At 62.0% G+C, this 21,471-nt stretch carries 21 protein-coding genes, 1 pseudogene and 1 riboswitch; of the genes and pseudogenes, 6 read left to right on the plus strand and 16 right to left on the minus strand.

The genetic code is table 11. From position 1 onward, the window contains the following. Window position 1 precedes the first annotated feature (1 nt). From cobC to cobO, 9 genes and pseudogenes are all read right to left on the minus strand, one after another. Window positions 2-577, minus strand: a complete 576-nt coding sequence (gene cobC, locus AC07Y2_RS22225) for an alpha-ribazole phosphatase family protein (RefSeq protein ID WP_103387075.1) — start codon at window positions 575-577, stop codon at window positions 2-4. Continuing rightward, window positions 574-1,629 carry a nicotinate-nucleotide--dimethylbenzimidazole phosphoribosyltransferase gene (gene cobT, locus AC07Y2_RS22230; protein WP_103387074.1) on the minus strand — a complete coding sequence of 352 codons (1,056 nt, stop codon included), beginning with the start codon at window positions 1,627-1,629 and terminating at the stop codon, window positions 574-576. Before cobT ends, cobC begins: the two co-directional genes overlap by 4 nt. Further along, window positions 1,626-2,147 (minus strand): bifunctional adenosylcobinamide kinase/adenosylcobinamide-phosphate guanylyltransferase, encoded by a 522-nt coding sequence (gene cobU / locus AC07Y2_RS22235; protein ID WP_103387073.1) that lies wholly within the window; start codon window positions 2,145-2,147, stop codon window positions 1,626-1,628. The genes cobT and cobU overlap by 4 nt, the downstream gene beginning before the upstream one ends. Further along, window positions 2,143-3,601 (minus strand): annotated as a pseudogene (locus AC07Y2_RS22240) (cobyric acid synthase); the annotation flags it as partial. The gene cobU and the pseudogene AC07Y2_RS22240, both read right to left, overlap by 5 nt. Beyond that, entirely contained in the window at window positions 3,598-4,605 is a 1,008-nt protein-coding gene (gene cobD / locus AC07Y2_RS22245; RefSeq protein ID WP_103387072.1) for a threonine-phosphate decarboxylase CobD, read from the minus strand. The gene cobD and the pseudogene AC07Y2_RS22240, both read right to left, overlap by 4 nt. Beyond that, on the minus strand, window positions 4,598-5,506 hold the full coding sequence (gene cbiB, locus AC07Y2_RS22250; RefSeq protein ID WP_103387071.1) for an adenosylcobinamide-phosphate synthase CbiB: 909 nt from the start codon (window positions 5,504-5,506) through the stop codon (window positions 4,598-4,600). The genes cobD and cbiB overlap by 8 nt, the downstream gene beginning before the upstream one ends. Next, window positions 5,503-6,153, minus strand: a complete 651-nt coding sequence (gene bluB, locus AC07Y2_RS22255) for a 5,6-dimethylbenzimidazole synthase (protein ID WP_039769819.1) — start codon at window positions 6,151-6,153, stop codon at window positions 5,503-5,505. The genes cbiB and bluB overlap by 4 nt, the downstream gene beginning before the upstream one ends. Continuing rightward, window positions 6,150-7,445: a cobyrinic acid a,c-diamide synthase CobB gene (locus tag AC07Y2_RS22260; protein ID WP_103387070.1), complete on the minus strand. Its 1,296-nt coding sequence runs from the start codon at window positions 7,443-7,445 to the stop codon at window positions 6,150-6,152. The genes bluB and AC07Y2_RS22260 overlap by 4 nt, the downstream gene beginning before the upstream one ends. Next, window positions 7,442-8,053: a cob(I)yrinic acid a,c-diamide adenosyltransferase gene (cobO, locus tag AC07Y2_RS22265; RefSeq protein ID WP_074687567.1), complete on the minus strand. Its 612-nt coding sequence runs from the start codon at window positions 8,051-8,053 to the stop codon at window positions 7,442-7,444. The genes AC07Y2_RS22260 and cobO overlap by 4 nt, the downstream gene beginning before the upstream one ends. An 81-nt stretch (window positions 8,054-8,134) precedes the next feature. Then, window positions 8,135-8,360, minus strand: a riboswitch (cobalamin riboswitch). A gap of 166 nt (window positions 8,361-8,526) precedes the next feature. On the opposite strand from cobO, the gene AC07Y2_RS22270 reads away from it, so the two are divergent. Both AC07Y2_RS22270 and AC07Y2_RS22275 read left to right on the plus strand, forming a co-directional pair. Then, on the plus strand, window positions 8,527-9,111 hold the full coding sequence (locus tag AC07Y2_RS22270; protein WP_039769816.1) for a hypothetical protein: 585 nt from the start codon (window positions 8,527-8,529) through the stop codon (window positions 9,109-9,111). Between the two features lie 65 nt (window positions 9,112-9,176). After that, entirely contained in the window at window positions 9,177-10,490 is a 1,314-nt protein-coding gene (locus AC07Y2_RS22275; protein ID WP_074687566.1) for a PQQ-dependent sugar dehydrogenase, read from the plus strand. A gap of 65 nt (window positions 10,491-10,555) precedes the next feature. On the opposite strand, the gene AC07Y2_RS22280 is transcribed toward AC07Y2_RS22275, so the two are convergent. The 5 genes from AC07Y2_RS22280 to AC07Y2_RS22300 form a co-directional block, all read right to left on the minus strand. Then, window positions 10,556-11,092 carry a C40 family peptidase gene (locus AC07Y2_RS22280; protein ID WP_039769812.1) on the minus strand — a complete coding sequence of 179 codons (537 nt, stop codon included), beginning with the start codon at window positions 11,090-11,092 and terminating at the stop codon, window positions 10,556-10,558. Between the two features lie 218 nt (window positions 11,093-11,310). After that, on the minus strand, window positions 11,311-11,931 hold the full coding sequence (locus tag AC07Y2_RS22285; protein WP_039769810.1) for a C40 family peptidase: 621 nt from the start codon (window positions 11,929-11,931) through the stop codon (window positions 11,311-11,313). 214 nt (window positions 11,932-12,145) lie between these two features. Continuing rightward, entirely contained in the window at window positions 12,146-12,850 is a 705-nt protein-coding gene (hda, locus tag AC07Y2_RS22290) for a DnaA regulatory inactivator Hda (RefSeq protein WP_007950396.1), read from the minus strand. A 210-nt stretch (window positions 12,851-13,060) separates the two neighbouring features. Then, entirely contained in the window at window positions 13,061-14,134 is a 1,074-nt protein-coding gene (locus tag AC07Y2_RS22295) for an AI-2E family transporter (RefSeq protein WP_039769808.1), read from the minus strand. Between the two features lie 35 nt (window positions 14,135-14,169). Further along, window positions 14,170-15,234, minus strand: coding sequence for a DUF2066 domain-containing protein (locus AC07Y2_RS22300; RefSeq protein WP_074687565.1), 1,065 nt, complete (start codon window positions 15,232-15,234; stop codon window positions 14,170-14,172). A gap of 375 nt (window positions 15,235-15,609) precedes the next feature. On the opposite strand from AC07Y2_RS22300, the gene purM reads away from it, so the two are divergent. From purM to AC07Y2_RS22315, 3 genes are read left to right on the plus strand one after another with little or no spacing between them, the layout of a single operon-like run. Beyond that, window positions 15,610-16,668, plus strand: coding sequence for a phosphoribosylformylglycinamidine cyclo-ligase (purM, locus tag AC07Y2_RS22305; protein WP_007950393.1), 1,059 nt, complete (start codon window positions 15,610-15,612; stop codon window positions 16,666-16,668). Then, window positions 16,668-17,318, plus strand: a complete 651-nt coding sequence (purN, locus tag AC07Y2_RS22310; protein WP_103387069.1) for a phosphoribosylglycinamide formyltransferase — start codon at window positions 16,668-16,670, stop codon at window positions 17,316-17,318. Before purM ends, purN begins: the two co-directional genes overlap by 1 nt. Before the next feature lie 8 nt (window positions 17,319-17,326). After that, window positions 17,327-18,040, plus strand: coding sequence for a DUF3108 domain-containing protein (locus AC07Y2_RS22315; RefSeq protein ID WP_007950391.1), 714 nt, complete (start codon window positions 17,327-17,329; stop codon window positions 18,038-18,040). A gap of 60 nt (window positions 18,041-18,100) precedes the next feature. Here AC07Y2_RS22315 and AC07Y2_RS22320 read toward each other — a convergent pair whose 3' ends face one another. Beyond that, window positions 18,101-19,726, minus strand: coding sequence for a methyl-accepting chemotaxis protein (locus AC07Y2_RS22320; RefSeq protein WP_103387068.1), 1,626 nt, complete (start codon window positions 19,724-19,726; stop codon window positions 18,101-18,103). Between the two features lie 130 nt (window positions 19,727-19,856). Next, the gene (locus AC07Y2_RS22325; protein ID WP_103387067.1) at window positions 19,857-20,912 is read right to left on the minus strand and encodes an amidohydrolase family protein; all 1,056 of its coding nucleotides are present in this window, start codon (window positions 20,910-20,912) and stop codon (window positions 19,857-19,859) included. A gap of 129 nt (window positions 20,913-21,041) precedes the next feature. Here AC07Y2_RS22325 and AC07Y2_RS22330 point away from each other — a divergent pair, with 129 nt between their 5' ends. After that, a complete protein-coding gene (locus tag AC07Y2_RS22330; RefSeq protein ID WP_007959010.1) occupies window positions 21,042-21,458 on the plus strand; it encodes an OsmC family protein in 417 nt (138 codons plus the stop codon). Window positions 21,459-21,471 lie beyond the last annotated feature (13 nt).

Consider the following 21,471-nt stretch of genomic DNA (forward strand, 5'->3'; position numbering starts at 1 on the left):
GTCAGAGCACTTCCCTGAGCGAACCGTCGGCCTCGACGATCAGCGAAAACAGCGCGCCGTGGCCGACTTCGACATTGAGCAGTTGTTCGCGAGGCAAACCACGGGCCCGAGCCAGCAACAGACGCATGACGCCGCCATGACTGACCAGCAACACCCGCTCACCCGCGTGCGCCGCGTGCAGTCGCATCACCGCCGCCAGCACCCGCGCCGAAAAGTCACTGACCGGTTCACCCTGCGGCGGAGTAAATCCATACGGATCGGCCCAGAACAGTCCCAGCGCTTCAGCATAAGTCTCCATCAACGCCGCCGCGCTCTGCCCTTCCCAGGCACCGAAATGCAACTCCTGCAGATCCCTGTCCAAAGAAACCGGCAGATCCCGCTGCGCGCTCAACTCTTCAGCAAACCGCGCACAACGCCGCAACGGCGAACTGACCAGCCGATCCCACGGCCCCTGCCCGCTCACCGCCTCGCGCATCTGCGCCCAGCCTTTTTCGGTCAACGCATCGTCGAGGCTGCCGCGCAGGCCGCCGCCGAGTTCGGTTTCACCGTGGCGCAGCAGATCCAGACGCAGCGTCATGCCGGGCGGTCCGCTACCGCGGCTTCAGCGAAGGTTGCCATCTGGCCGTGCAGGTCGCAGGCCAGGCGCAACAACGGCACCGCCAGCGCCGCGCCACTGCCCTCGCCCAGACGCAGGCCCAGCTCGAGCAGCGGTTCAGCGCCGAGGGTTTCCAGTACATGGCGATGGCCCGGCTCGGCACCACGGTGACCGAACAGCAGCCATTCACGGCAGGCCGGATTCAGGCGCACCGCCACCAGTGCCGCGACCGTGCAGATGAAACCATCCACCAGCACCGCCACACCTTCCTGAGCGCACGCCAGATAGGCGCCAACCAGTGCCGCAATCTCGAAGCCGCCGAGATTGAACAGCGTCTGCAACGCATCGCCACGTTGCGCCGCATGCAGTGCCAGCGCCCGCTCGATCACCTGCGCCTTGTGGCTGACGCCTTCGGCATTCAGCCCGGTGCCGGGGCCGGTCAGATGCGCCACCGGGCAATCCAGCAAGGCACAAGCCAGCGCACTGGCGGCGGTGGTGTTGCCGATGCCCATTTCACCGCCGATGAACAATTGCGCACCCGCCGCCTTCGCCCGCAGCACGCTGTCGCGACCGCCCTGCAAGGCGAGTTCACCCTGAGCCTGACTCATCGCCGCGCCCTTGGCGAAATTCGCCGTGCCCGGGCCGATGTTCAGGTGGCGCACGCCCGGCAGGTTCAACGACGGGGTCACGGTGCCCAGATCCACCACTTCCAGCTGCGCGCCGAGTTGCCGCGCCAGCACGCTGATCGCCGCGCCGCCGCTGACGAAGTTCAGCAGCATCTGCCCGGTGACTTCCTGCGGAAACGCGGAAACCCCTTCGGCAACAACGCCATGGTCGCCAGCAAAAATCGCGATCCAGACCTGATCCAGCTTCGGCTTGATCTGGCCCTGCAATCCCGCCAGTTGCACCGCCACCGATTCGAGCCGCCCGAGAGAGCCCGCTGGTTTGGTCAATTGCTGTTGACGCGCCGCCGCGTTTTCAACGGCGTCCGTATCCACCGGTTTGCACGGGTTCAGCCACCAGGCTTGGGTCATAACGCAGGTCCTTTCAAAGTCAGGGGCAGGCCGGCGACCGTCAGGACAACTCGCTGACAACGCTCGGCCAGAGCTTGATGCAGCCAACCGGCTTCATCGACGTAGCGGCGAGTCAATTCGCCCAGCGGCACGACACCCATTCCGGTCTCGTTGCTGACAAAAATGATTTCACCCGGCAGCGACGCCAGGCATTCGAGCAAGGCTTCACGCTCGGCGGCGAGGCGTTCGGCGTCGTCGAGCATCAGCAGATTGGTCAGCCACAGCGTCAGGCAATCCACCAGCAGGCAACGCTCGGCACTGGCGGTTTCGCGCAGGACACGGGCCAGTTCCAGCGGTTCTTCGATCAACGCCCACTCGACGGGACGACGGGCGCGATGATGGGCGACACGCTCATTCATCTCCCCATCCAGCGGTTGGCTGGTGGCGATGTAAGTGACGGCCAGCGCGCTGTCAGTGGCGAGTTTTTCGGCCAGGCGACTTTTGCCGGAGCGGGCGCCGCCGAGGATCAACTGGAGCATGGGGAGATTCCACAGAGTTCACGTAACAGCCCGGTATCCAGGTGCTTCTCCACCAGATCCGCCAGCCGTTCGATATCGCGTTCACGCAGGCCGTGGTAATCCACCTCCTGCACATTGTTCAGACCGGCCCAGCGCAACAGCGCGGCACTGGCCGCCGGCGATTCGAACAGGCCATGCAGGTAGGTGCCGAAAATCTGCCCGTCGAGACTTTGCGCGCCGTCGCAGCGACCGTCGTCCAGATGCACGGCAGCATTTTCCAGCGCAGGTCCCGTGGTCACGCCGGCATGGATTTCATAACCGCTGACCTCCGCATCTTCCAGCGCCAGACGCCCGCGCACATTGCGCAACTGCTTCTCGGCTTCGAGCTGTGTTTCGAACCCCAGCAAACCCAGACCGGCACTGGAGCCCGGTGCGCCTTCCAGGCCCAGCGGATCGTGCACCTGCTCGCCGAGCATTTGCAGACCGCCGCAGATCCCCAGCAGCTTGCCGCCGTAACGCAGGTGACGGCGAATGGCGGTTTCCCAGCCATTGGCGCGCAGATACGCCAAGTCACTGCGCACACTTTTCGAGCCCGGCAGGATGATCAGATCAGCCGGGGGAATCGCTTGCCCCGGGCCGATGAATTGCAGATCAACTTGCGGATGCAGACGCAACGGATCGAAATCGGTGTGGTTGCTGATACGCGGCAGCACCGGCACCACCACTTTCAAAACTTGCTCGGCCTTGTCGGTCTGGCGCTGGTCAATGCCGTCCTCGGCCTCCAGATGCAAGTCCATCACGTACGGCAGCACGCCCACCACCGGTTTGCCGGTGCGCTGTTCCAGCCAGTCGAGGCCCGGTTGCAGCAAGGCGATGTCGCCGCGAAAGCGGTTGATGATGAAACCTTTGACCCGCGCCTGTTCGCTCGGTGACAGCAGTTCCAGCGTGCCCACCAGATGAGCGAAGACGCCGCCACGATTGATATCGGCAATCAACAGCACCGGGCAATCCACCGCTTCGGCGAAGCCCATGTTGGCGATGTCGCCGGCGCGCAGATTGATCTCGGCCGGCGACCCCGCACCTTCGACCATCACCAGCGGATAGGCGGCACTCAAACGTTCGTGGGAGGCGAGCACCGCCTGCATGGCGATGGCTTTGTAGTCGTGATAGGCGACGGCGTTCATGCTGGTGACCGCTCGACCGTGAATGATGACTTGGGCGCCGGTGTCGCTGTTGGGCTTGAGCAGCACCGGGTTCATGTCAGTGTGCGGTTCAAGGAACGCCGCCTGGGCTTGCACCGCTTGCGCGCGACCAATCTCGCCGCCGTCGGCAGTCACTGCGCTGTTGAGCGCCATGTTCTGCGGTTTGAACGGCACCACGGCAACGCCCTGACGGGTTGCCCAGCGGCACAGCGCCGTCACCAGCGTGCTTTTGCCGGCGTCGGAGGTGGTGCCTTGCACCATTAATGTGGTCATGCTGGTTTTTCCATGGAGCAATGCTTGGCGAATGCTTGCAGGGCTTGCTCAAGGCGCGCCTCGTCGGCGGCATCGACGGGCAGGCCGAATCGCAGGCTGCTGTTGTGCGCAAACAGGCGCAGAAGAATGCCGCGTCGAGCCATGAATTCGTGCAACGTGGCAGCCTGTTCGGTGATCAGCCACTGAAACAGCGCGCAACCGCCCTGCGGTTTGAAGCCGGAGCGTTCAAGCAGCGCAGCCAGCCGTTCGCTGGCCTCGTCGCTGCGGATGCGCTGGCGGGTATGGCCTTCGGTGTCGCGCAGACAGGCCTGACCCAGCACCCGGGTCGGCCCGCTGACTGCCCAGGGCCCGACCTGTTCGGCCAGCAACCTAAGCAACTTGCGCTCGGCCAGCACGAACCCGAGCCGTACACCTGCCAGACCGAAAAACTTGCCGAACGAGCGCAACACGATCAACCCAACCTGATGCGCATGCGGGGCGAGACTCAACTGCGGCGTGTTGTCCATGAACGCTTCGTCGACCACCAGCCAGCCGCCGCGCTGGGCCAGCCGCGCATGCCAGTCGAGCAGGCGCGCCGGGGTCAGATTCAGGCCCGTGGGATTGTTTGGATTGACCACCACCAGCACGTCGAGGCTGTCGAGAAAGAAGTCGACTTCCTGCTCCAGCACCTCACGCACGATATAGCCGCTGCGCCGCCAGGCTTCAGCATGCTCGGCGTAACACGGCGACAGCACGCCGACCTTGCCGGCACGGCGCAATCGCGGCAGCAGTTGAATGGCCATCTGCGAACCGGCCACCGGCAACACCTGACTGGCACCGTAGTAATCGCAGGCGGCCTGCTCCAGACCGTCATCGTTTTCCGGCAGGCGCGCCCACGCCCGCAGCGGAATCTCCGGGACCGGAAACGGCCACGGCGCAAGACCCGTGGACAGGTCGAGCCAGTCTTCTTCCGCGATGCCGTATTCGAGCGCCGCCCTGCGCAACCGGCCACCGTGCTCAAGCATAGAATTCAGCCCCCACGCAGAGAATCAGCAGCCATAACCATACCCCGCGCTGGACCAATTGCCAGCCGCGATCAATGGAATCGGCATCCGCCGGTGTGCCCTCGCCCAATTGCGGACGCTCGTGCAGCTCGCCGTGGTAAATCGCCGGCCCGCCCAGTTCGACACCCAGCGCACCCGCGCCGGCGGCCATCACCGGGCCGGCGTTCGGGCTGTCCCATTTCGGCGCCTGGGTGCGCCAGCATTTCAACGCCAGTCGGGTTTTGCCGAGCAGCGCGTAGGTCAACGCTACCAGCCGCGCAGGAATGTAGTTGAGGACGTCGTCGATTTTTGCCGCCGCCCAGCCGAAACGCTCGAAACGCTCGTTGCGATAGCCCCACATCGCGTCGAGCGTATTGCTCAAACGGTAGAGCACCACGCCCGGCGCACCGGCCACGGCAAACCAGAACAGCGCGGCAAACACCGCATCGCTGCCGTTTTCCAGCACCGACTCGGTGGCGGCGCGGGCGACGGCGGTGCTGTCCAGCTCATCGGTCTGACGGCTGACCAGATAACCCACACGCTTGCGCGCCTCTGCCAGATCATCGGCGCGCAAAGCCTTGGCCACCGGCTCGACGTGCTCACCCAGGCTGCGCATGCCGAGGGCGCAATACAGCGCAAGAATCTCGACGATCCAGCCCACGTAAGGCGCCCAGGAAAACGCCGTGGCCAGCAGGGTCAGCGGCAACACCGCGATTACCCACGCGGTGACGCCATGGCTGCGCCAGCCACGACCAGCGCTATTGAAACGTTGCTCGATGCGCCCGGCGAAATTGCCGAACGCCACCAGCGGATGCCAGCGTTTCGGTTCACCCAGCAGCGCATCCAGCGCAACCGCGGCGACACTCAACAACGCCACACTCATTGACTCACTCCCCAAAAATTTTCGTACAGCAGCTCATTGAGCGGACGCGCCTGCGCCCACCCTTCGAGTACCAGCATCGGCGCCGGATAGAATTCCTTGACCGGCCCCAGGCAAAGCACCGCCAGCGGCTTGGCCCCGGCCGGCAGTTTCAGCAGATCGGCCAGCGCCTGTGGCTCGAACAACGATACCCAACCCATGCCCAGGCCTTCGGCACGCGCGGCCAGCCACAGGTTCTGGATCGCGCAGGACAATGAGGCCATGTCCATTTCCGGCAGCGTGCGACGACCAAAGATGTGTTTTTCGCGATCGTCCATCAACGCGGCAACCAATACTTCGGCGCAGTCGTTGATGCCCTCGACCTTGAGTTTCATGAATTCGTCGCTGCGCTCGCCGAGGGCTTCGGCGGTACACACGCGTTCTTCTTCAACAAGGTTCTGGATCTGGCCACGTAGAGCGCGGTCGCTGATGCGGATGAAGCGCCACGGCTGCATCAGGCCGACGCTCGGTGCCTGATGCGCGGCTTCAAGCAAACGGCGCAACACGTCAGGCTCGACCGTACCGCCGCTGAAGTGGCGCATGTCGCGGCGTTCGGCGATGGCGCGGTAAACCGCTTCGCGCTCGGCGTCAGTAAAGGCGTTGTCGGTCATGGCACCAACAGTGCGGCAATCGCCGACGGATTCGACGGGAAGTAAAAGTGCACGTACGAGGCGGTCATCCGCCCTTCCCTGTAAACCGCTTCCGCGCCGCGCCCGCCGTTGGGGCTGTGGCCACGGGCAATCGGCGTCAGTTCGGTGGTGGTCAGGGAATGGTGATAGGTATGGCCGCGCAACAAGCCTTCCGGCAGGTCGACCTCTTGCAAGGCCAGTGCGGCGAGGCGCTTTTGCATCACGGCGTCGCCACTCAACAGGCCGACCAAATCAGCGCGGGTGCCTTCGACATCCGTCAACGAGTCGAGCAGATAAAGCATGCCGCCACATTCGGCGAGCAGCGGTTTGCCGGCCGCATGATGCGCGCGGATCGCTTTGAGCATGTCAGTGTTCTGCGCCAAGGCAACGTGGTGCAATTCCGGATAACCGCCAGGCAGGTACAAGCTGTCGGCTTCAGGCAATTGCGCATCGCGGATCGGCGAGAAGAAACTCAGCTCCGCCCCCATCGCTCGCAACAGATCGAGACTGGCGCCGTAGGTGAAGGCAAAGGCTTCGTCGCGGGCGACGGCAATTCGCACGCCTTCAAGCAGCTTTTCGGTCTCAACGATTGCTGGCGCGGCGAATGCCACGGCCGGTGGCAGCGCTACCTCACATGTGCCGGCGAGTGCTTCGGCGGCGGCGTCGAGACGTACGTCGAGGTCATTCAGTTCACTGGCCTGCACCAGACCGAGATGGCGGCTCGGCAGTTCGATCCCGGTTTCCCGGGACAATGCGCCGTACCAGCGCAAACCTTCGGTGAGGCTGCCTTCCAGCAACTGTGCATGGCGCACGGTGCCGACGCGGTTAGCCAGTACGCCAGCGAACGGCAGATCCGGCTGATAGCGCGCCAGACCCAGAGCCAAGGCGCCAAAGGTCTGGGCCATGGCCGTGCCGTCGATCACGCCGAGCACCGGCACGCCGAAATGTCGCGCCAGATCGGCACTCGACGGCGTACCGTCAAACAAACCCATCACGCCTTCGATCAGGATCAGGTCGGCTTCAGCGGCGGCTTCCCACAACAGGCGACGACTTTCCTGCTCGCCGACCATCCACATGTCCAGTTGATAAACCGGCGCACCGCTGGCGCGCTCGAGGATCATCGGGTCGAGAAAGTCCGGACCGCATTTGAACACGCGGACCTTGCGCCCCTGATTGCGATGCAGACGAGCCAGTGCGGCGGTGACGGTGGTCTTGCCCTGACCGGAGGCCGGCGCGGCGATCAGGACCGCCGGGCAGTGACGTGGTTGATTCAAAGTTCGACGCCTTTCTGCGCTTTGATGCCGGCCTGGAAGGCGTGCTTGATCATGCCCATTTCGGTGACGGTGTCGCCCATCTCGATCATTTCCGGCTTGGCGGCGCGACCGGTGACGATCACGTGCTGCATCGGCGGACGCGCCTGCAGATCGCTGAGTACCTGATCCAGGTCGAGGTAACCGTGCTTGAGCGCGATGTTCAGTTCATCGAGCACCACCAGACCGATCGATGGATCGCGCAGCAGTTCGCGGGAGACATCCCAGGCTGCTTCGGCGGCGGCGATGTCGCGCTGGCGGTCCTGGGTTTCCCAGGTGAAGCCCTCGCCCATCACGTGAAAACGCACTTGCTCGGGGAAGCGGCGGAAGAACATTTCTTCGCCGGTGCTGTTGCGGCCCTTGATGAACTGCACCACACCGCACTGCATGCCGTGGCCCATGGCGCGGGCGAGCATGCCGAATGCCGAGCTGCTTTTGCCTTTGCCATTGCCGGTCAGCACCAGCACCAGGCCGCATTCGTCTGGCGAATTGGCGATGCGCTCATCGATCACGGCTTTTTTGCGCTGCATGCGCGCGAGATGGCGCTCGTCGCGTTCGGGGGAATCAGTCATGGGGGAGCTCTCCGTTGAGGCTGGATAACGGCGGGCAGGCACAAGAATAGACGGCAACAAGCCTGGCATCGCCCACCGTGATGCCGCTGGATGGATCAGGCCGGTCTCCGGGCTCATGAGCGGCTTGCGCCTGGCTGCGCGCCTTCCCGCTTTTACGCAGTGGCATCAGACGCAGCTTTTACTCATTTACCGTTGCGGGGGCAGCGCCGGGATCGTGAGGGTTCATCGCTTGAAGACCCGCCTCACCGGCTTCCCTGTTTCACTCTGTCGACATGCGCCACAGAGCACCTGAAACAAGCCGCGAAGGTTAGAGGGTTGGGGGTGGAGCGTCAATTGAAGAGGGGCTTGTGCGGCGAATAACTGCCGCCGATCAATTAACTGACGCCAATCTTGTGCCACACTGCCAGCAGTGATATCAAAGAGCCATGCTCTTTGACTGCAGAGAGCCCATCACAATAACAAGGGAGAGCCCCATGCAAGGCATGATCATCAGCAATCCGCGGCTGGAATTCCTGCGCCCGGTGCTGGAACGCTGGTTTGACTGTATCGACCGCTACAACGCCGTGCGCGGCGACAACGACACGCCCTACTGGCACGACGAAAAAGCCAACCTCGGTCTGCTGTCGGCCGCCGCGTGGATGGCTGAACTGGTCACGCTGCGCGACACTGCCACCCGCAAACAGAACGAAGAGGGCGAGCGCAACGCCCGTGCCGATTTGTTTATTGCTGGCGCCGAGGATCGCGCCTTCATTCAGGCGACCCAACGCTGGCCGCGCGTCACCAGCCTGAATCTGACCCAGGCCCTGGCGGATATCACCAGCGACGCCAAGCGCATCAGCTACGCCAGCGACCTGAAACTCGGCTGCCTGTTCGTCGCCCCGCAAAAAGCCCAGCACAGCGCCAGCCCGGAGGAATTGCAGGACATGGTCGACGACCTGCAGAAGGAACACACCTGCGCCGTCGCCTGGTATTTCCCCTACGCCTACCGCAAATTGCGCAGCGAAGCCGGCAACTATCACCCCGGCATTGCCGTGCTGTTCAAGGAAGCCCGCGGCTGAGGGTTGAACCATCGGGCTTGTGCGCTTCTCTATGTTTAGGAATGCATTCATAGGGAAGATCAGCAATGCGCAAGCCCCAGCTCGTTTTCGTCATCGTGCTCGCCGGAGGGCTCGCCGCCTGTGGTGAATCCTCCAGCCTGCAAGTCTCCGACGGCACCGGTCCGTCACCGAAACTGCCCGAACCGAACAAGACCCTGATCCCGACGGTGAACATCGCCCCGGCCATTGGCTGGCCGGCCGGCGCGAAGCCGACGGCAGCGGCAGGCACTCAGGTGGCAGCCTTTGCGGAAAATCTCGATCACCCGCGCTGGTTGTATGTGCTACCCAACGGCGACGTGCTGGTGGCGGAAACCAACGCCCCACCCAAACCCGACGACGGCAAGGGCATTCGCGGCTGGGTGATGAAGAAAGTCATGGGCCGTGCCGGCGCCGGCGTGCCCAGCCCGAACCGCATCACACTGTTGCGCGATGCCGATCATGATGGCGTGGCCGAAACTCGCACGGTGTTCCTGCAAAACCTCAACTCGCCGTTCGGCATGACCCTGGTCGGCAACGATCTGTACGTGGCCGATACCGATCGCCTGCTGCGCTTCAACTACGAGCCCGGCGCGACCGAAATCAAGAGCCAGCCGATCAAGGTCGTGGATTTGCCGGGCGGCACGCTCAACCATCACTGGACCAAGAACGTCATCGCCAGCAAAGACGGCAGCAAGCTGTACGTCACCGTCGGCTCGAACAGCAACGTCGGCGAAAACGGCCTCGATCAGGAAGAAGGCCGCGCGGCGATCTGGGAAGTAGATCGCGCCACCGGCAACCACCGGATTTTCGCTTCGGGCATCCGCAACCCCAACGGCCTGGCGTGGGAGCCGCAAAGCGGCGCGCTGTGGACTGCCGTGAACGAGCGCGACGAAATCGGCAGCGACCTGGTGCCGGACTACATCACTTCGGTCAAGGACGGTGGCTTCTATGGCTGGCCGTTCAGCTACTACGGCCAGCACGTTGACGTGCGCGTGGAACCCCAGCGGCCGGACATGGTAGCCAAGGCCATCGCTCCGGACTACGCCGTCGGCCCGCACACCGCATCACTGGGGCTGACCTTCGCCGAGGGCAATCGCTTGCCGGCACAGTTCAAAGAAGGCGCATTCATTGGCCAGCACGGCTCGTGGAACCGCAAGCCGCACAGTGGCTACAAGGTGATCTTTGTGCCGTTTGCCGCTGGCAAGCCGAGCGGAACGCCGGTGGACGTACTGACCGGATTTCTCGACAAGGACGAGAACGCTTTGGGTCGCCCGGTCGGCGTGGTGATCGATCAGCAAGGTGGGTTGCTGGTAGCCGATGACGTGGGGAACAAGGTGTGGCGGGTGTCAGCGGCCCGCTAATGTATTGCAGGCATTAAAAAACCCGTGGGAGCCATTCAGCTCCCACGGGTTTTTAAGTATCTGGATTACGGGTTGTGCGCCAGATGCTCCGGCTGCAGAACGCGCTTGGCGCTCAGATAGGCTTTCTGCCAATACGCTTTTGACAGACTGTCCAGCTTCACCGTCCCGCCAGTGGCTGGTGCATGAACGAAGCGCCCTTCCCCGACGTAGATCCCCGCATGGCTGACCTGAGAGCCGCCATTGGTGGCGAAGAAGATCAGGTCGCCGGTCTGCAGCCCTTCCTTGCCGACGTTCGGCGCCTGCATGACGATCATCTCGCGGGTCGAACGCGGCAGGCTGATGCCGGCGGCATCGCGGTAAACGAAACCGATCAGGCCACTGCAATCAAAGCCCGAATCCGGCGTATTGCCGCCCCAGCGATAAGGCGTGCCGACCAGCCCCAGCGCGCGGAACAGCACGTCTTCGGCAGCAGGCGAAAAGGTCTGGGAGGATCCGAACACGATCGGAGCGCGAACCACCGGCGCAGGCGGCGGAGTGCGGCTGGCGCAGGCGCTGAGCAGCGCGGCGAAGAACATCAAGGCAAAGCGGGCCGACATCGTCATATGCAGAACATCCTGATCTGGCTGAGGCTTTGACTGCCGATTCGACAGAAAACAAAACCGCCTGCGTTTGGACGCAGGCGGTTTGCCATCAATATAGATCAGGATTCTAGCGGCTACGCGGCAAACTTCAAGTAAGACTTTAACTTCACCTTGTAAAGTTTAAGTCTATTGCCCCTGAGGGACCGCTTGTCGCCACGAGCGTGGCGACAAAAGCGTGATTACTTGCGAGCGGTAACCACGGTTGGAGCGTTCGCCAAAGCGCGTTTGGCTTCGATAAAGGTCTTGCTCCAGTAGCTGTCGCCCAGGCTGTCGATGCGAACACCGCCGCTGCGACGAGAGCTGGAATGGATGAACTGGTTGTCGCCCAGGTAGATCCCGGCGTGACTGACACGACCGCGACGACCATTGGTGGCGAAGAACAGCAGGTCGCCCGGCTCGAGGTTGCTGCGCGAAACCAGCGGTGCATCCACGTTGATCATTTCGCGAGTGGAGCGTGGCAGGTTCATGCCGGCTTCTTCGCGGAACAGATAGCCGATGAAACCGCTGCAATCGAAACCGGCTTCAGAGGTACCGCCGAAACGGTAACGGGTACCGATCAGGGACATGCCGCGTTCGAGGATGCTGTCGGCCAGAACCGGAAGCTGGTAAGGCTTCTTGCCGTTGAAGTCGGCGAGTTCTTTTTCGGTGTCCAGCTCTTCCTGGTAAATAACGGAAGACTGGGCGGTGGCAGAGTTTTTTACCTGTTGTTGCTGCTCTTGATTAACAGGTGAATGAGCAGCGCAACCGAACAACAGGGTGACGAGTGCGAGAGGCACGAGGGGTGCGAAGCGCTTTAGCATGGGCACGACCGTGGCTGATAGTTGTAAAGAAGCCGAGACTATGCCCGCTATCAGCCTCATTTGCAAATTCAATCGATCTTTTTGTGACTTCCCGGTTTCTCGTTTACATCTAAGCGCTTAAGCCTATTTGAATCGAGACGCGGCCTGTGCAACCCACAGGAAAGCGGGTTTTCTGGCGCCTGAAATATGCCGAAACCGGCTGAAAGCCCCGGTTTTACCAGCCCAGGGTTTCTTTCAGGAAGGGAATGGTCAGCTTGCGCTGAGCCTGCAAAGAGGCCTGATCGAGCTGCTCCAGCAGATCGAAAAGCGCGCTCATGCTGCGGGTACCGCGAGTCAAAATAAAATGCCCGACTTCATCGGTCAGGTGCAGACCGCGACGGGATGCGCGCAATTGCAGGGCACGCAATTTGTCTTCATCGGAGAGAGGACGCATCTGGAAGATCAGCGCCAGGGTCAGGCGCGATTTCAGGTCGGCGAGTTTGATCGGCAGTTCACGCGGCGAAGTGGATGCCGCGATCAGCAGACGGCGACCGCTGTCACGCAGACGGTTGAACAGATGAAACATCGCCTCTTCCCAGTCCGCCTTGCCGGCAATCACCTGCAAGTCATCCAGGCAGACCAGTTCGTACTGTTCGAGGTTGTCGAGAATTTCGATGCCGCGATCCATCAACTCGGCCAGCGGCAGGTACACCGCCGGTTCACCCATCTGCTCGAAACGCAGGCATGCAGCCTGCAACAGATGCGTACGTCCTACCCCGTGCTTGCCCCACAGATAGATCAGGCTTTCGGTCCAGCCGGCGTCGGCTTCGCATAGACGCTCGACATAGCCGAGTGCAGCGGCATTGGCGCCTGGGTAGTAGTTGATGAAGGTGGCGTCGTCACGCAGACGCACACCTAGGGGCAGCTGAATCGGTTTCATGCTGACTGAACAGTTCCCAAGGAACCGTTAGTGGCCTCTGTGTAAAGTGAGCGAAGTTTATACCCGTGAAGCGGAGCGCACAATGCGACAGACCCCAAGCAAAATCAAAGGTTTGCGTTAACGTGCTGGTTTTATGACAGTTTCTTTGGCGCCACGGCCTGCAGGAGACGGGCCAACCCGGCAATCCACCGGGCAGCCCGCGCGTCACGATTACAACTCCGGCTCATCCACCCCGCTATAGATGTCGGAATCCTTGTACAGATCGTGGACGTGTCGCACCAGCACCATGATCACCGCCGCCACCGGCAATGCCAGCAGCACACCGGTGAAGCCGAACAGCTCGCCACCGGCCAGAATCGCGAAAATCACCGCCACCGGGTGCAGACCGATCCGATCCCCCACCAGCAAAGGCGTCAGCACCATGCCTTCCAGTGCCTGGCCGACCATGAACACCGCGACGATCCCGATCATCGGATACAGATCGCCACCAAACTGGAACAACCCGGCAATCAGCGCCGCGCCGATGCCGATCACAAACCCCATGTACGGCACAATCGCCGCCAGCCCTGCAATCAGACCGATCAACAGGCCCAGCTCCAGCCCGACAATCATCAGACCGGCCGCATAGATCACGCCCAACGCCAGCATCACCAGCAACTGCCCGCGCACGAACGCGCCCAGCACTTCATGGCACTCACCCGCCAGCGCCACCACACGTTCTTCGCGATCACGGGGCAACAGGCCACGGATCTTGGCCATCATCACGTCCCAGTCACGCAGCAGGTAAAAGCTCACCACCGGGATCAGCACCAGATTCGCCAGCCAGCCGATCAGCGCCAGGCTCGAGGCCGTCGCCTGACTCAGCACCACACCGACGATGTCGGTGGTCTGGCCCATGTGTTCGCTGATCGCGGCTTTGACCTTGTCGAACTTCCAGAAGCCGTCAGACAGCCCCAGCTTCGATTGCGCCCATGGCACGGCAGTGTGCTGCAACCAGTCGAGCATTTGCGGCGCCAGTTCATACAGCCGTACTAATTGCTTGGCGAGCATCGGCACCAGCACCAGCAACAACGCAGTGACGATCAGGGTGAACAAGGCGAACACCGCGATAACACCCCAGGTGCGAGACAGCCCCAGGCGTTCCAGACGATCGACGAGCGGATCGAACAGATAGGCGAGCAGCAGCGCCACCAGAAACGGCGTAAGGATCGGATGCAGCAACCAGACAAACGCGCAAAGCAGGAGCACCCCACCGAGCCAGAACCAACGCCGCGTATCGGCCATGTAACACTCCATTGCTTATATATAAGAAAGAAAAACTACCAGCGGAACCGCAAGGACGGCGCCGCCGGTGTCGGTGTCGGTGTCGGCGCAACGGTTGGCGCCGCCCCGACGACCGCAGGCTGAGGCGCAGCCACCGGAGCCGGTGCCTCGGCCGGCAGTTCCTGCAACTTCGCCAGCGACAATTGCGCTCGCAATTGATCGGCACTGCCGTTGACCCGATAGAGGATGCGATCGGCATCGACACTCTGCAGACGCACGCCGAACGGTTCGAGTAACCGCAGCAGCGCCGCGTAGTGCTCCAGATTCATGCCCTGCACTTCCAGGGTCTGCTGGCCGGACGCGCCCGGCTTGGCCACAAAGCGTGGCGCCAGACGTTCAGTGACCGCCAGCATCACCGCATCGGCCACCGCCGCCTGATCCGCGCCCTGCACGTTGCCCGCCTCTTTTTTATCGCCCAGCCACAATTGCCATTTGGCCTGCCATTGCCCGCTTTCTTCGCGCGCATGCACGGCGAGCAAGGCGTCGGCGTTGTAGCGCTCGGAAGCGTTACGCAGCGGCGCCGGGTCGGCACCTTCAAGCGCAGGCGCGGTTGCGACCAATTGCTCACTCAAGTCCGCCAAAGGCAGGCGCAACGGCAATCCACGGTGCTGGGCGGCGCGGCGCAACGGTGCGGCACTGGCCTGACCGTCGCCCACCAGGCTCGAACCCTCGGTCGAATCGTTCAGCCACCAGCTCAGGATCGAAGGCCGGTTGGCACCCCACAGCGCCAGCCCGGCGCGGCGCAACGCCTGCTCGGTGGTTCCCGGATCGAAATCGACCTTCAGCACTTCCGGCGGCCCGGCATCGAAACCGAACTGACTGATGATCTGCTGCGGATCCTTGCGAACCGGCGCCAGCCCCGGGTTCTGCGGGGCCTTCGGGTCACCGGTCAGGCGCAGCACCAGCGTATCCAGCGCAGCCTGGGTCGCGCGATCGCGCTCCTCTGGCGACTGGCCAGTGACCGGTTCGCGCACCTGATAAAGACCTTTGAGATTTTCCGCCTGGGTCGCCAGGCTGATCAGAGACAAACCACCCACTAACAGCAATTTACAAAAACGCATGGAGAATTCCCGTCGACAAGAGCGGCTGGAACAGGCCGCGTGCACCGTTGTGGCAAGCCTGTGACCACAGGCCGTCGCAAAACATTCACACGCGGTCGGTAAGTTTTTGCACAGTCCTAACGATAGACGGTTCCTTATACAGGCACCCGTGATGTCATCCACAGCGTCAATTGCAAAATTTTTCCATCGATATGCCCCTGCCCGTCGGCGTGAGGATGGCCGCTGCCCCTCAAGCCTGATAAAATCGCGCGCCTTCGCAGACCGGCAACAGCCGGGCACCCCGAACTTCGCGTGAGGCAATCGCCCCTGTCGGATTCGGCGTTCCCGCTGAACTCGGTCGTTACCCCTGAATCCCCTCCCCTAAAGGCCTGGATCATGAGCAAGCAACCCTCCCTGAGCTACAAGGACGCCGGTGTAGACATCGACGCCGGTGAAGCATTGGTCGAACGCATCAAGAGCGTCGCCAAGCGCACTGCGCGCCCGGAAGTCATGGGCGGCCTGGGCGGTTTCGGCGCCCTCTGCGAGATCCCGGCCGGTTACAAGCAGCCGGTACTGGTTTCCGGTACTGACGGCGTCGGCACCAAGCTGCGTCTGGCGCTGAACCTGAACAAGCACGACAGCATCGGTCAGGACCTGGTCGCCATGTGCGTCAACGATCTGGTGGTGTGCGGCGCCGAGCCGCTGTTCTTCCTCGACTACTACGCCACCGGCAAACTGAACGTCGACGTAGCGGCCACCGTGGTTACCGGTATCGGTGCAGGCTGCGAACTGGCTGGCTGCTCGCTGGTCGGCGGCGAAACCGCTGAAATGCCTGGCATGTACGAAGGCGAAGACTACGACCTGGCCGGCTTCTGCGTCGGCGTCGTGGAAAAAGCCGAAATCATCGACGGCTCGAAAGTCGCCACCGGTGATGCCCTGATCGCCCTGCCATCGTCCGGCCCGCACTCCAACGGCTACTCGCTGATCCGCAAGATCATCGAAGTGTCCGGTGCCGACATCGAAACCGTTCAGCTCGACGGCAAGCCGCTGACCGAACTGCTGATGGCTCCGACCCGCATCTACGTGAAGCCGCTGCTCAAGCTGATCAAGGACACCGGTGCGGTCAAGGCCATGGCCCACATCACCGGTGGTGGCCTGCTCGACAACATCCCGCGCGTTCTGCCAAAAGGCGCTCAAGCCGTGGTTGACGTGGCCAGCTGGAACCGCCCGGCCGTCTTCGACTGGCTGCAAGAGAAAGGCAACGTCGACGAAACCGAAATGCACCGCGTGCTGAACTGCGGCGTGGGCATGGTGATCTGCGTGGCTCAGGAGCACGTTGAAGTTGCCCTGAACACCCTGCGTGACGCCGGCGAGCAGCCTTGGGTCATCGGTCAGATCGCTGTCGCTGCCGAAGGCGCGGCTCAGGTCGAACTGAAGAACCTCAAGGCTCACTGATGTCCCAGACCTGTGATGTCGTGGTGCTGTTGTCCGGCACCGGCAGTAACTTGCAGGCCCTGATCGACAGCACGCGGACCGGCAACAGCCCGGTCCGCATCGCTGCGGTGATTTCCAACCGCGCCGACGCCTACGGCCTGCAACGCGCCAGTGACGCGGGTATCGCCACCCGCTCGCTGGATCACAAGGGATTCGAGGGCCGCGAGGCCTTCGATACCGCCCTGATCGAACTGATCGACGAATTCAACCCCAAACTCGTGGTACTGGCCGGCTTCATGCGCATTCTCAGCGCTGACTTCGTCCGTCACTACCAGGGTCGCCTGCTCAACATCCACCCGTCGCTGCTACCCAAATACAAAGGGTTACACACTCATCAGCGCGCGCTGGAGGCCGGCGACGCCGAACACGGCTGCTCCGTGCACTTCGTCACCGAGGAACTCGATGGCGGACCACTGGTCGTACAGGCAGTAATCCCGGTAGAGTTGCACGATTCGCCGCAAAGTCTGGCGCAGCGGGTTCACGCTCAGGAACACCTGATCTACCCGATGGCCATACGCTGGTTCGCCGAAGGACGGCTGAGCCTCGGCGAGCAAGGTGCTTTACTGGATGGCCAGCCACTGCCGGCCAGCGGTCACTTGATTCGAAACTAGGAGATATTATGCGTCGCGCCCTGCTCTTCGCTTGCGCTCTGCTCGCCCTGCCCTTCGCGCAGGCGGCAGACCTTCAACCGTTCTCCGCCAGCTACACCGCCGACTGGAAACAGCTGCCCATGAGCGGCACCGCCGAGCGCAGCCTGACCAAACAGGCCAACGGCGTCTGGAAGCTCAGCTTCAAAGCCTCGATGATGATTGCCAGCCTGTCCGAGGAAAGCACCCTGACCCTGGACAAGGACACCCTGCTGCCACAGTCCTACCACTTCGAACGCGGTGGTCTGGGCAAGGCGAAAAAGGCTGACCTGGACTTCGACTGGGCCAACAAGCTGGTGACCGGAACCGACCGCGGCGACGCGGTGAAAATCCCGCTCAACCGCGGCATGGTCGACAAATCCACCTATCAACTGGCGCTGCAGCATGACGTGGCCGCCGGCAAGAAAAGCATGAGCTATCAGGTGGTCGATGATGGCGAAGTCGATACCTACGACTTCCGCGTGCTGGGTTCGGAAAAAGTCGAAACCAAGGCCGGCCAGATCGATGCGATCAAGGTCGAGCGCGTTCGCGACCCGACACAAAGCAAGCGCATCACCGTCCTGTGGTTCGCCAAGGACTGGGATTACCTGCTGGTTCGCCTGCAACAGGTCGAAACCGACGGCAAGGAGTACAACATCATGCTCCTCGACGGTACGGTCAACGGCAAGACGGTCAAAGGCAGCTGATCCGACGCAAATCAAAAAGCCCCGCAAATGCGGGGCTTTTTTTCGCCTGTCGAACGCTGATCAGACCGAGAACCTGGCCACCATGCTGTTCAGGTCCACCGCCAGCCGCGACAGCTCCTGACTCGCAGCACTGGTCTGATTGGCCCCCGCCGAGGTCTGCATCGCCAGATCACGGATGTTCATCAGGTTGCGATCAACTTCTCGCGCCACGGCGGCCTGCTCTTCCGACGCACTGGCAATCACAAGATTGCGCTCGTTGATCAAGGTAAACGCCGAAGCGATTTCCTCCAGCGCCACGCCAGCCGCCTTCGCCAACTCCAGGGTCGAGCGCGCCCGAACGTTGCTCTGCTGCATCGAACTGACCGCCGAATCGGTGCCCTGCTGGATGCCGCCGATCATCTGCTCGATTTCCTGGGTCGACTGCTGAGTGCGATGGGCCAGCGCCCGCACTTCATCCGCCACCACCGCAAAACCCCGTCCGGCATCTCCCGCCCGGGCAGCCTCGATCGCCGCATTCAATGCCAGCAGATTGGTCTGTTCGGCAATCGAGCGGATCACGTCCAGCACTTTGCTGATGCTGTAGACCTTCTGCGCCAGATCCTCCACCTGCGTGGCATTGGCGGTGACATCGTCCGCCAGCAGCTCGATGGACGACACGGTCTGCTGCACCTGCTCGCGGCCATGCTGGGCAATACGATCAGACTCACGGGACGCCTCGGAAGTCGCGACGGCATTGCTCGCCACCTCTTCCACGGCGGCGGTCATCTGATTGACTGCCGTGGCCGCCTGTTCTATTTCCAGACTCTGCTGATGCAGCCCCCGCGTCGCGTCTTCGGTGACGCAGCTCAACTCTTCCGAGGCCGAGGCCAGTTGACTGGAGGACTCCGAGATCTGGCGGATAGTGTCGCGCAGGTTGTGCTGCATGCTCTTGAGCGCGTGCAGCAGCCGCGCCGGTTCGTCCTTGCCGGAAATGCTGATATCCCCGGTCAGATCGCCACCGGCCACCACTTCCGCGACATTGAGCGATTGCGACAGCGGCAGCACGATGCTGCGGGTCAGCAACAACGCCAGCGCGATGGTGATCAGCGCAGTGATGCCGATCATCACCCCGACCCACACCCGCGAGTTGGTGAACACCAGCCGTGCGGCCTCTGTGGCGAGGTTGGCGTTGTGCTTGTTCAACTCGACCAGCTCACGCAGGGTCACTGCAATTTCATCCGCCAGCGGGCTCATCTGTCCGTTGAGAATGGCGGCCGCCTCTTCCACTCGTCCCTGAGCAGACAACGTCATCACCTGCGCCTGCAGCTCCAGGTACTTGTGTTCGGCGACCTTGAAGCGGTCGAACAGCGCGCGCTCTTCGGGCAATGCGATCAGGATGTCGTAGCGTTGCTGGGCTTCACTCAGCACTCCACGCAAATCATTGAGCTTGGCCACGTTCTGATCCAGCGCCTGCGGATCGCGATTGAGCAACAGGCGCATGGTCAGCGCACGCAAACGCAGCATGTCCTGGCTCATCTCGCCCACCGCCATCACGCTGGGCAGCCAGTTATTGTCGACCTCGTCGGACTGCGCACGCATGTTCGACATCTGCAGCAGGGCGAACGCCCCAAGGGCAAACACCATCAGCGCCTGCACGCCAAAACCCAGCCCGGCTCGGGGCGCAATATTGAGACTACGGATACTCATTGCTCTGGTTCCTTCCAAAAGCGCTGCATCAACCCTGCAGCTGGTTGCTCTAGAAGGTATCGGCCCTTTTAAAAAATGCGTAAGACCAAAACGCGATATCAAAAGGCCTTGATCCTACGAACCGTCGGCATTAACGATTCAGCGCGGGTTTGCCGGACTTGAGCGCTGTTCGCGGCAATATCGCCAGGAAGTTGTCCCGTGCGACTTTTTTCGCGACCGTCTCGGGCAAGGCATCAAGAAACGGCTTGAAGCCGTGGATTTCCTTACCGAGTTTGTTGAATCGCCCGACCACGTCCGAACCGATCATGAAGCGATCCGGGTAGCGCTCCACCAGTTGCACCCAGTCCGCTCGCGGTTGCCCCTTTTCGTCCAGCAGATAAGGCGTCAGCAAGCTCCACGACAGATCAATAAACAGGTTCGGGTACGCCTCCAGCATTCGCGTCAGGGTCGGCAGCAGAAAATCCAGCTGCGTCTGATGACGGTGGATTTCGGCGCTGGTGCCGGCATGCGCCCAGATGAACCGGGTGTGCGGATGATTACGCAGCGGCTCTTCGATTTCCCTCAGGTACAGGGGGTTCTTCTCACGCTTGGAGGTGATGTTGGAATGCAGCATCACCGGCAGATCGTTTTCAGCGGCCAGGTGATAGATGCGGGTCATGGCTTCGTTGTTGGCGCGTGGCGTGTCGCCGGAGGTCAGCGCGGTGAGATCGTCGTGACGGGTGAAGACTTCGCCTATGCCCTGCCACAAGCCGGGATACAGATCGAGCATGCGCTGGATATGCGCGGCGGAGTTCTTGTCGTTGGGATTGAAGCCTGAAAGAAACGGGTGAAAGTACTGGCGTTGCTCAGGTGTCAGCTTCTGCACCGCGTCGGCGACGATCACGTCAGTCGCGCTGTACCAATAGGCATCGGCATCATCGCCGGCGTAGTAACGCGGGCGCTTCGGCTCGTCTTCGTGCCATTTCTTCGCCACGGGAATGCCGGAAATCATCACATGCTCGATGGCATTTTCCTTCATGGCCGTCAGCAATTTCGGCATGCCGGCGGTTTCCTGGAAAAAATCCACGTAATGCAGGTGCGCGTCACTGTAGGTGTAATCCCGGGCACTGGCGGCGCCGGTGAAAGCCATCAGGCAGGCAAGGCTCAAACGAAACACGGACACAAGCATTCTCCGGCAGACAGGCATAGCCTAGACCCTCGCCGGGCGACGAGGGTTCACCCGGCAAGAAAGTGGAACGCGCCTGTGTGGGAAATGCTCTATACCTGCAAGGTCTTTTTTGATCGAATCCCTTTTCCTACAGCTTGCGAGGTTCACATGACCGTTACCGTCAATACCGTGTCCGCCGAAGGTTTTCGCCACACTGTTCAGATCGATGAGCATGAGCTTTTTGCAGACGTCCCGACGACTGCTGGCGGCGAAGGCTCGGCTCCGGAACCGCACGATTACTTCGACGCCGCCCTCGGCGCCTGCAAGGCCCTGACCCTTAAGCTGTACGCGAAGAAAAAGGACATCCCGCTGACCGGCGTCGGCGTTGAGGTCAAACGCGACAACAGCCAGGAACAGAAAGGCAAATACGCCCTGCACGTAACCCTCACCCTCAAGGGCGTGCTCACCGATGCCCAGCGTGAAGAACTGCTGCGTGTTGCCGACCGCTGCCCGATCCACAAGCTGATGACCACCAGCGAAGTCACCATCGAAACCCACGCGCCAGTCGGCTTCGACAGCCAGTAATCACCTCGATGAC

The organism is Pseudomonas sp. GW456-12-1-14-TSB6, assembly GCF_059424205.1.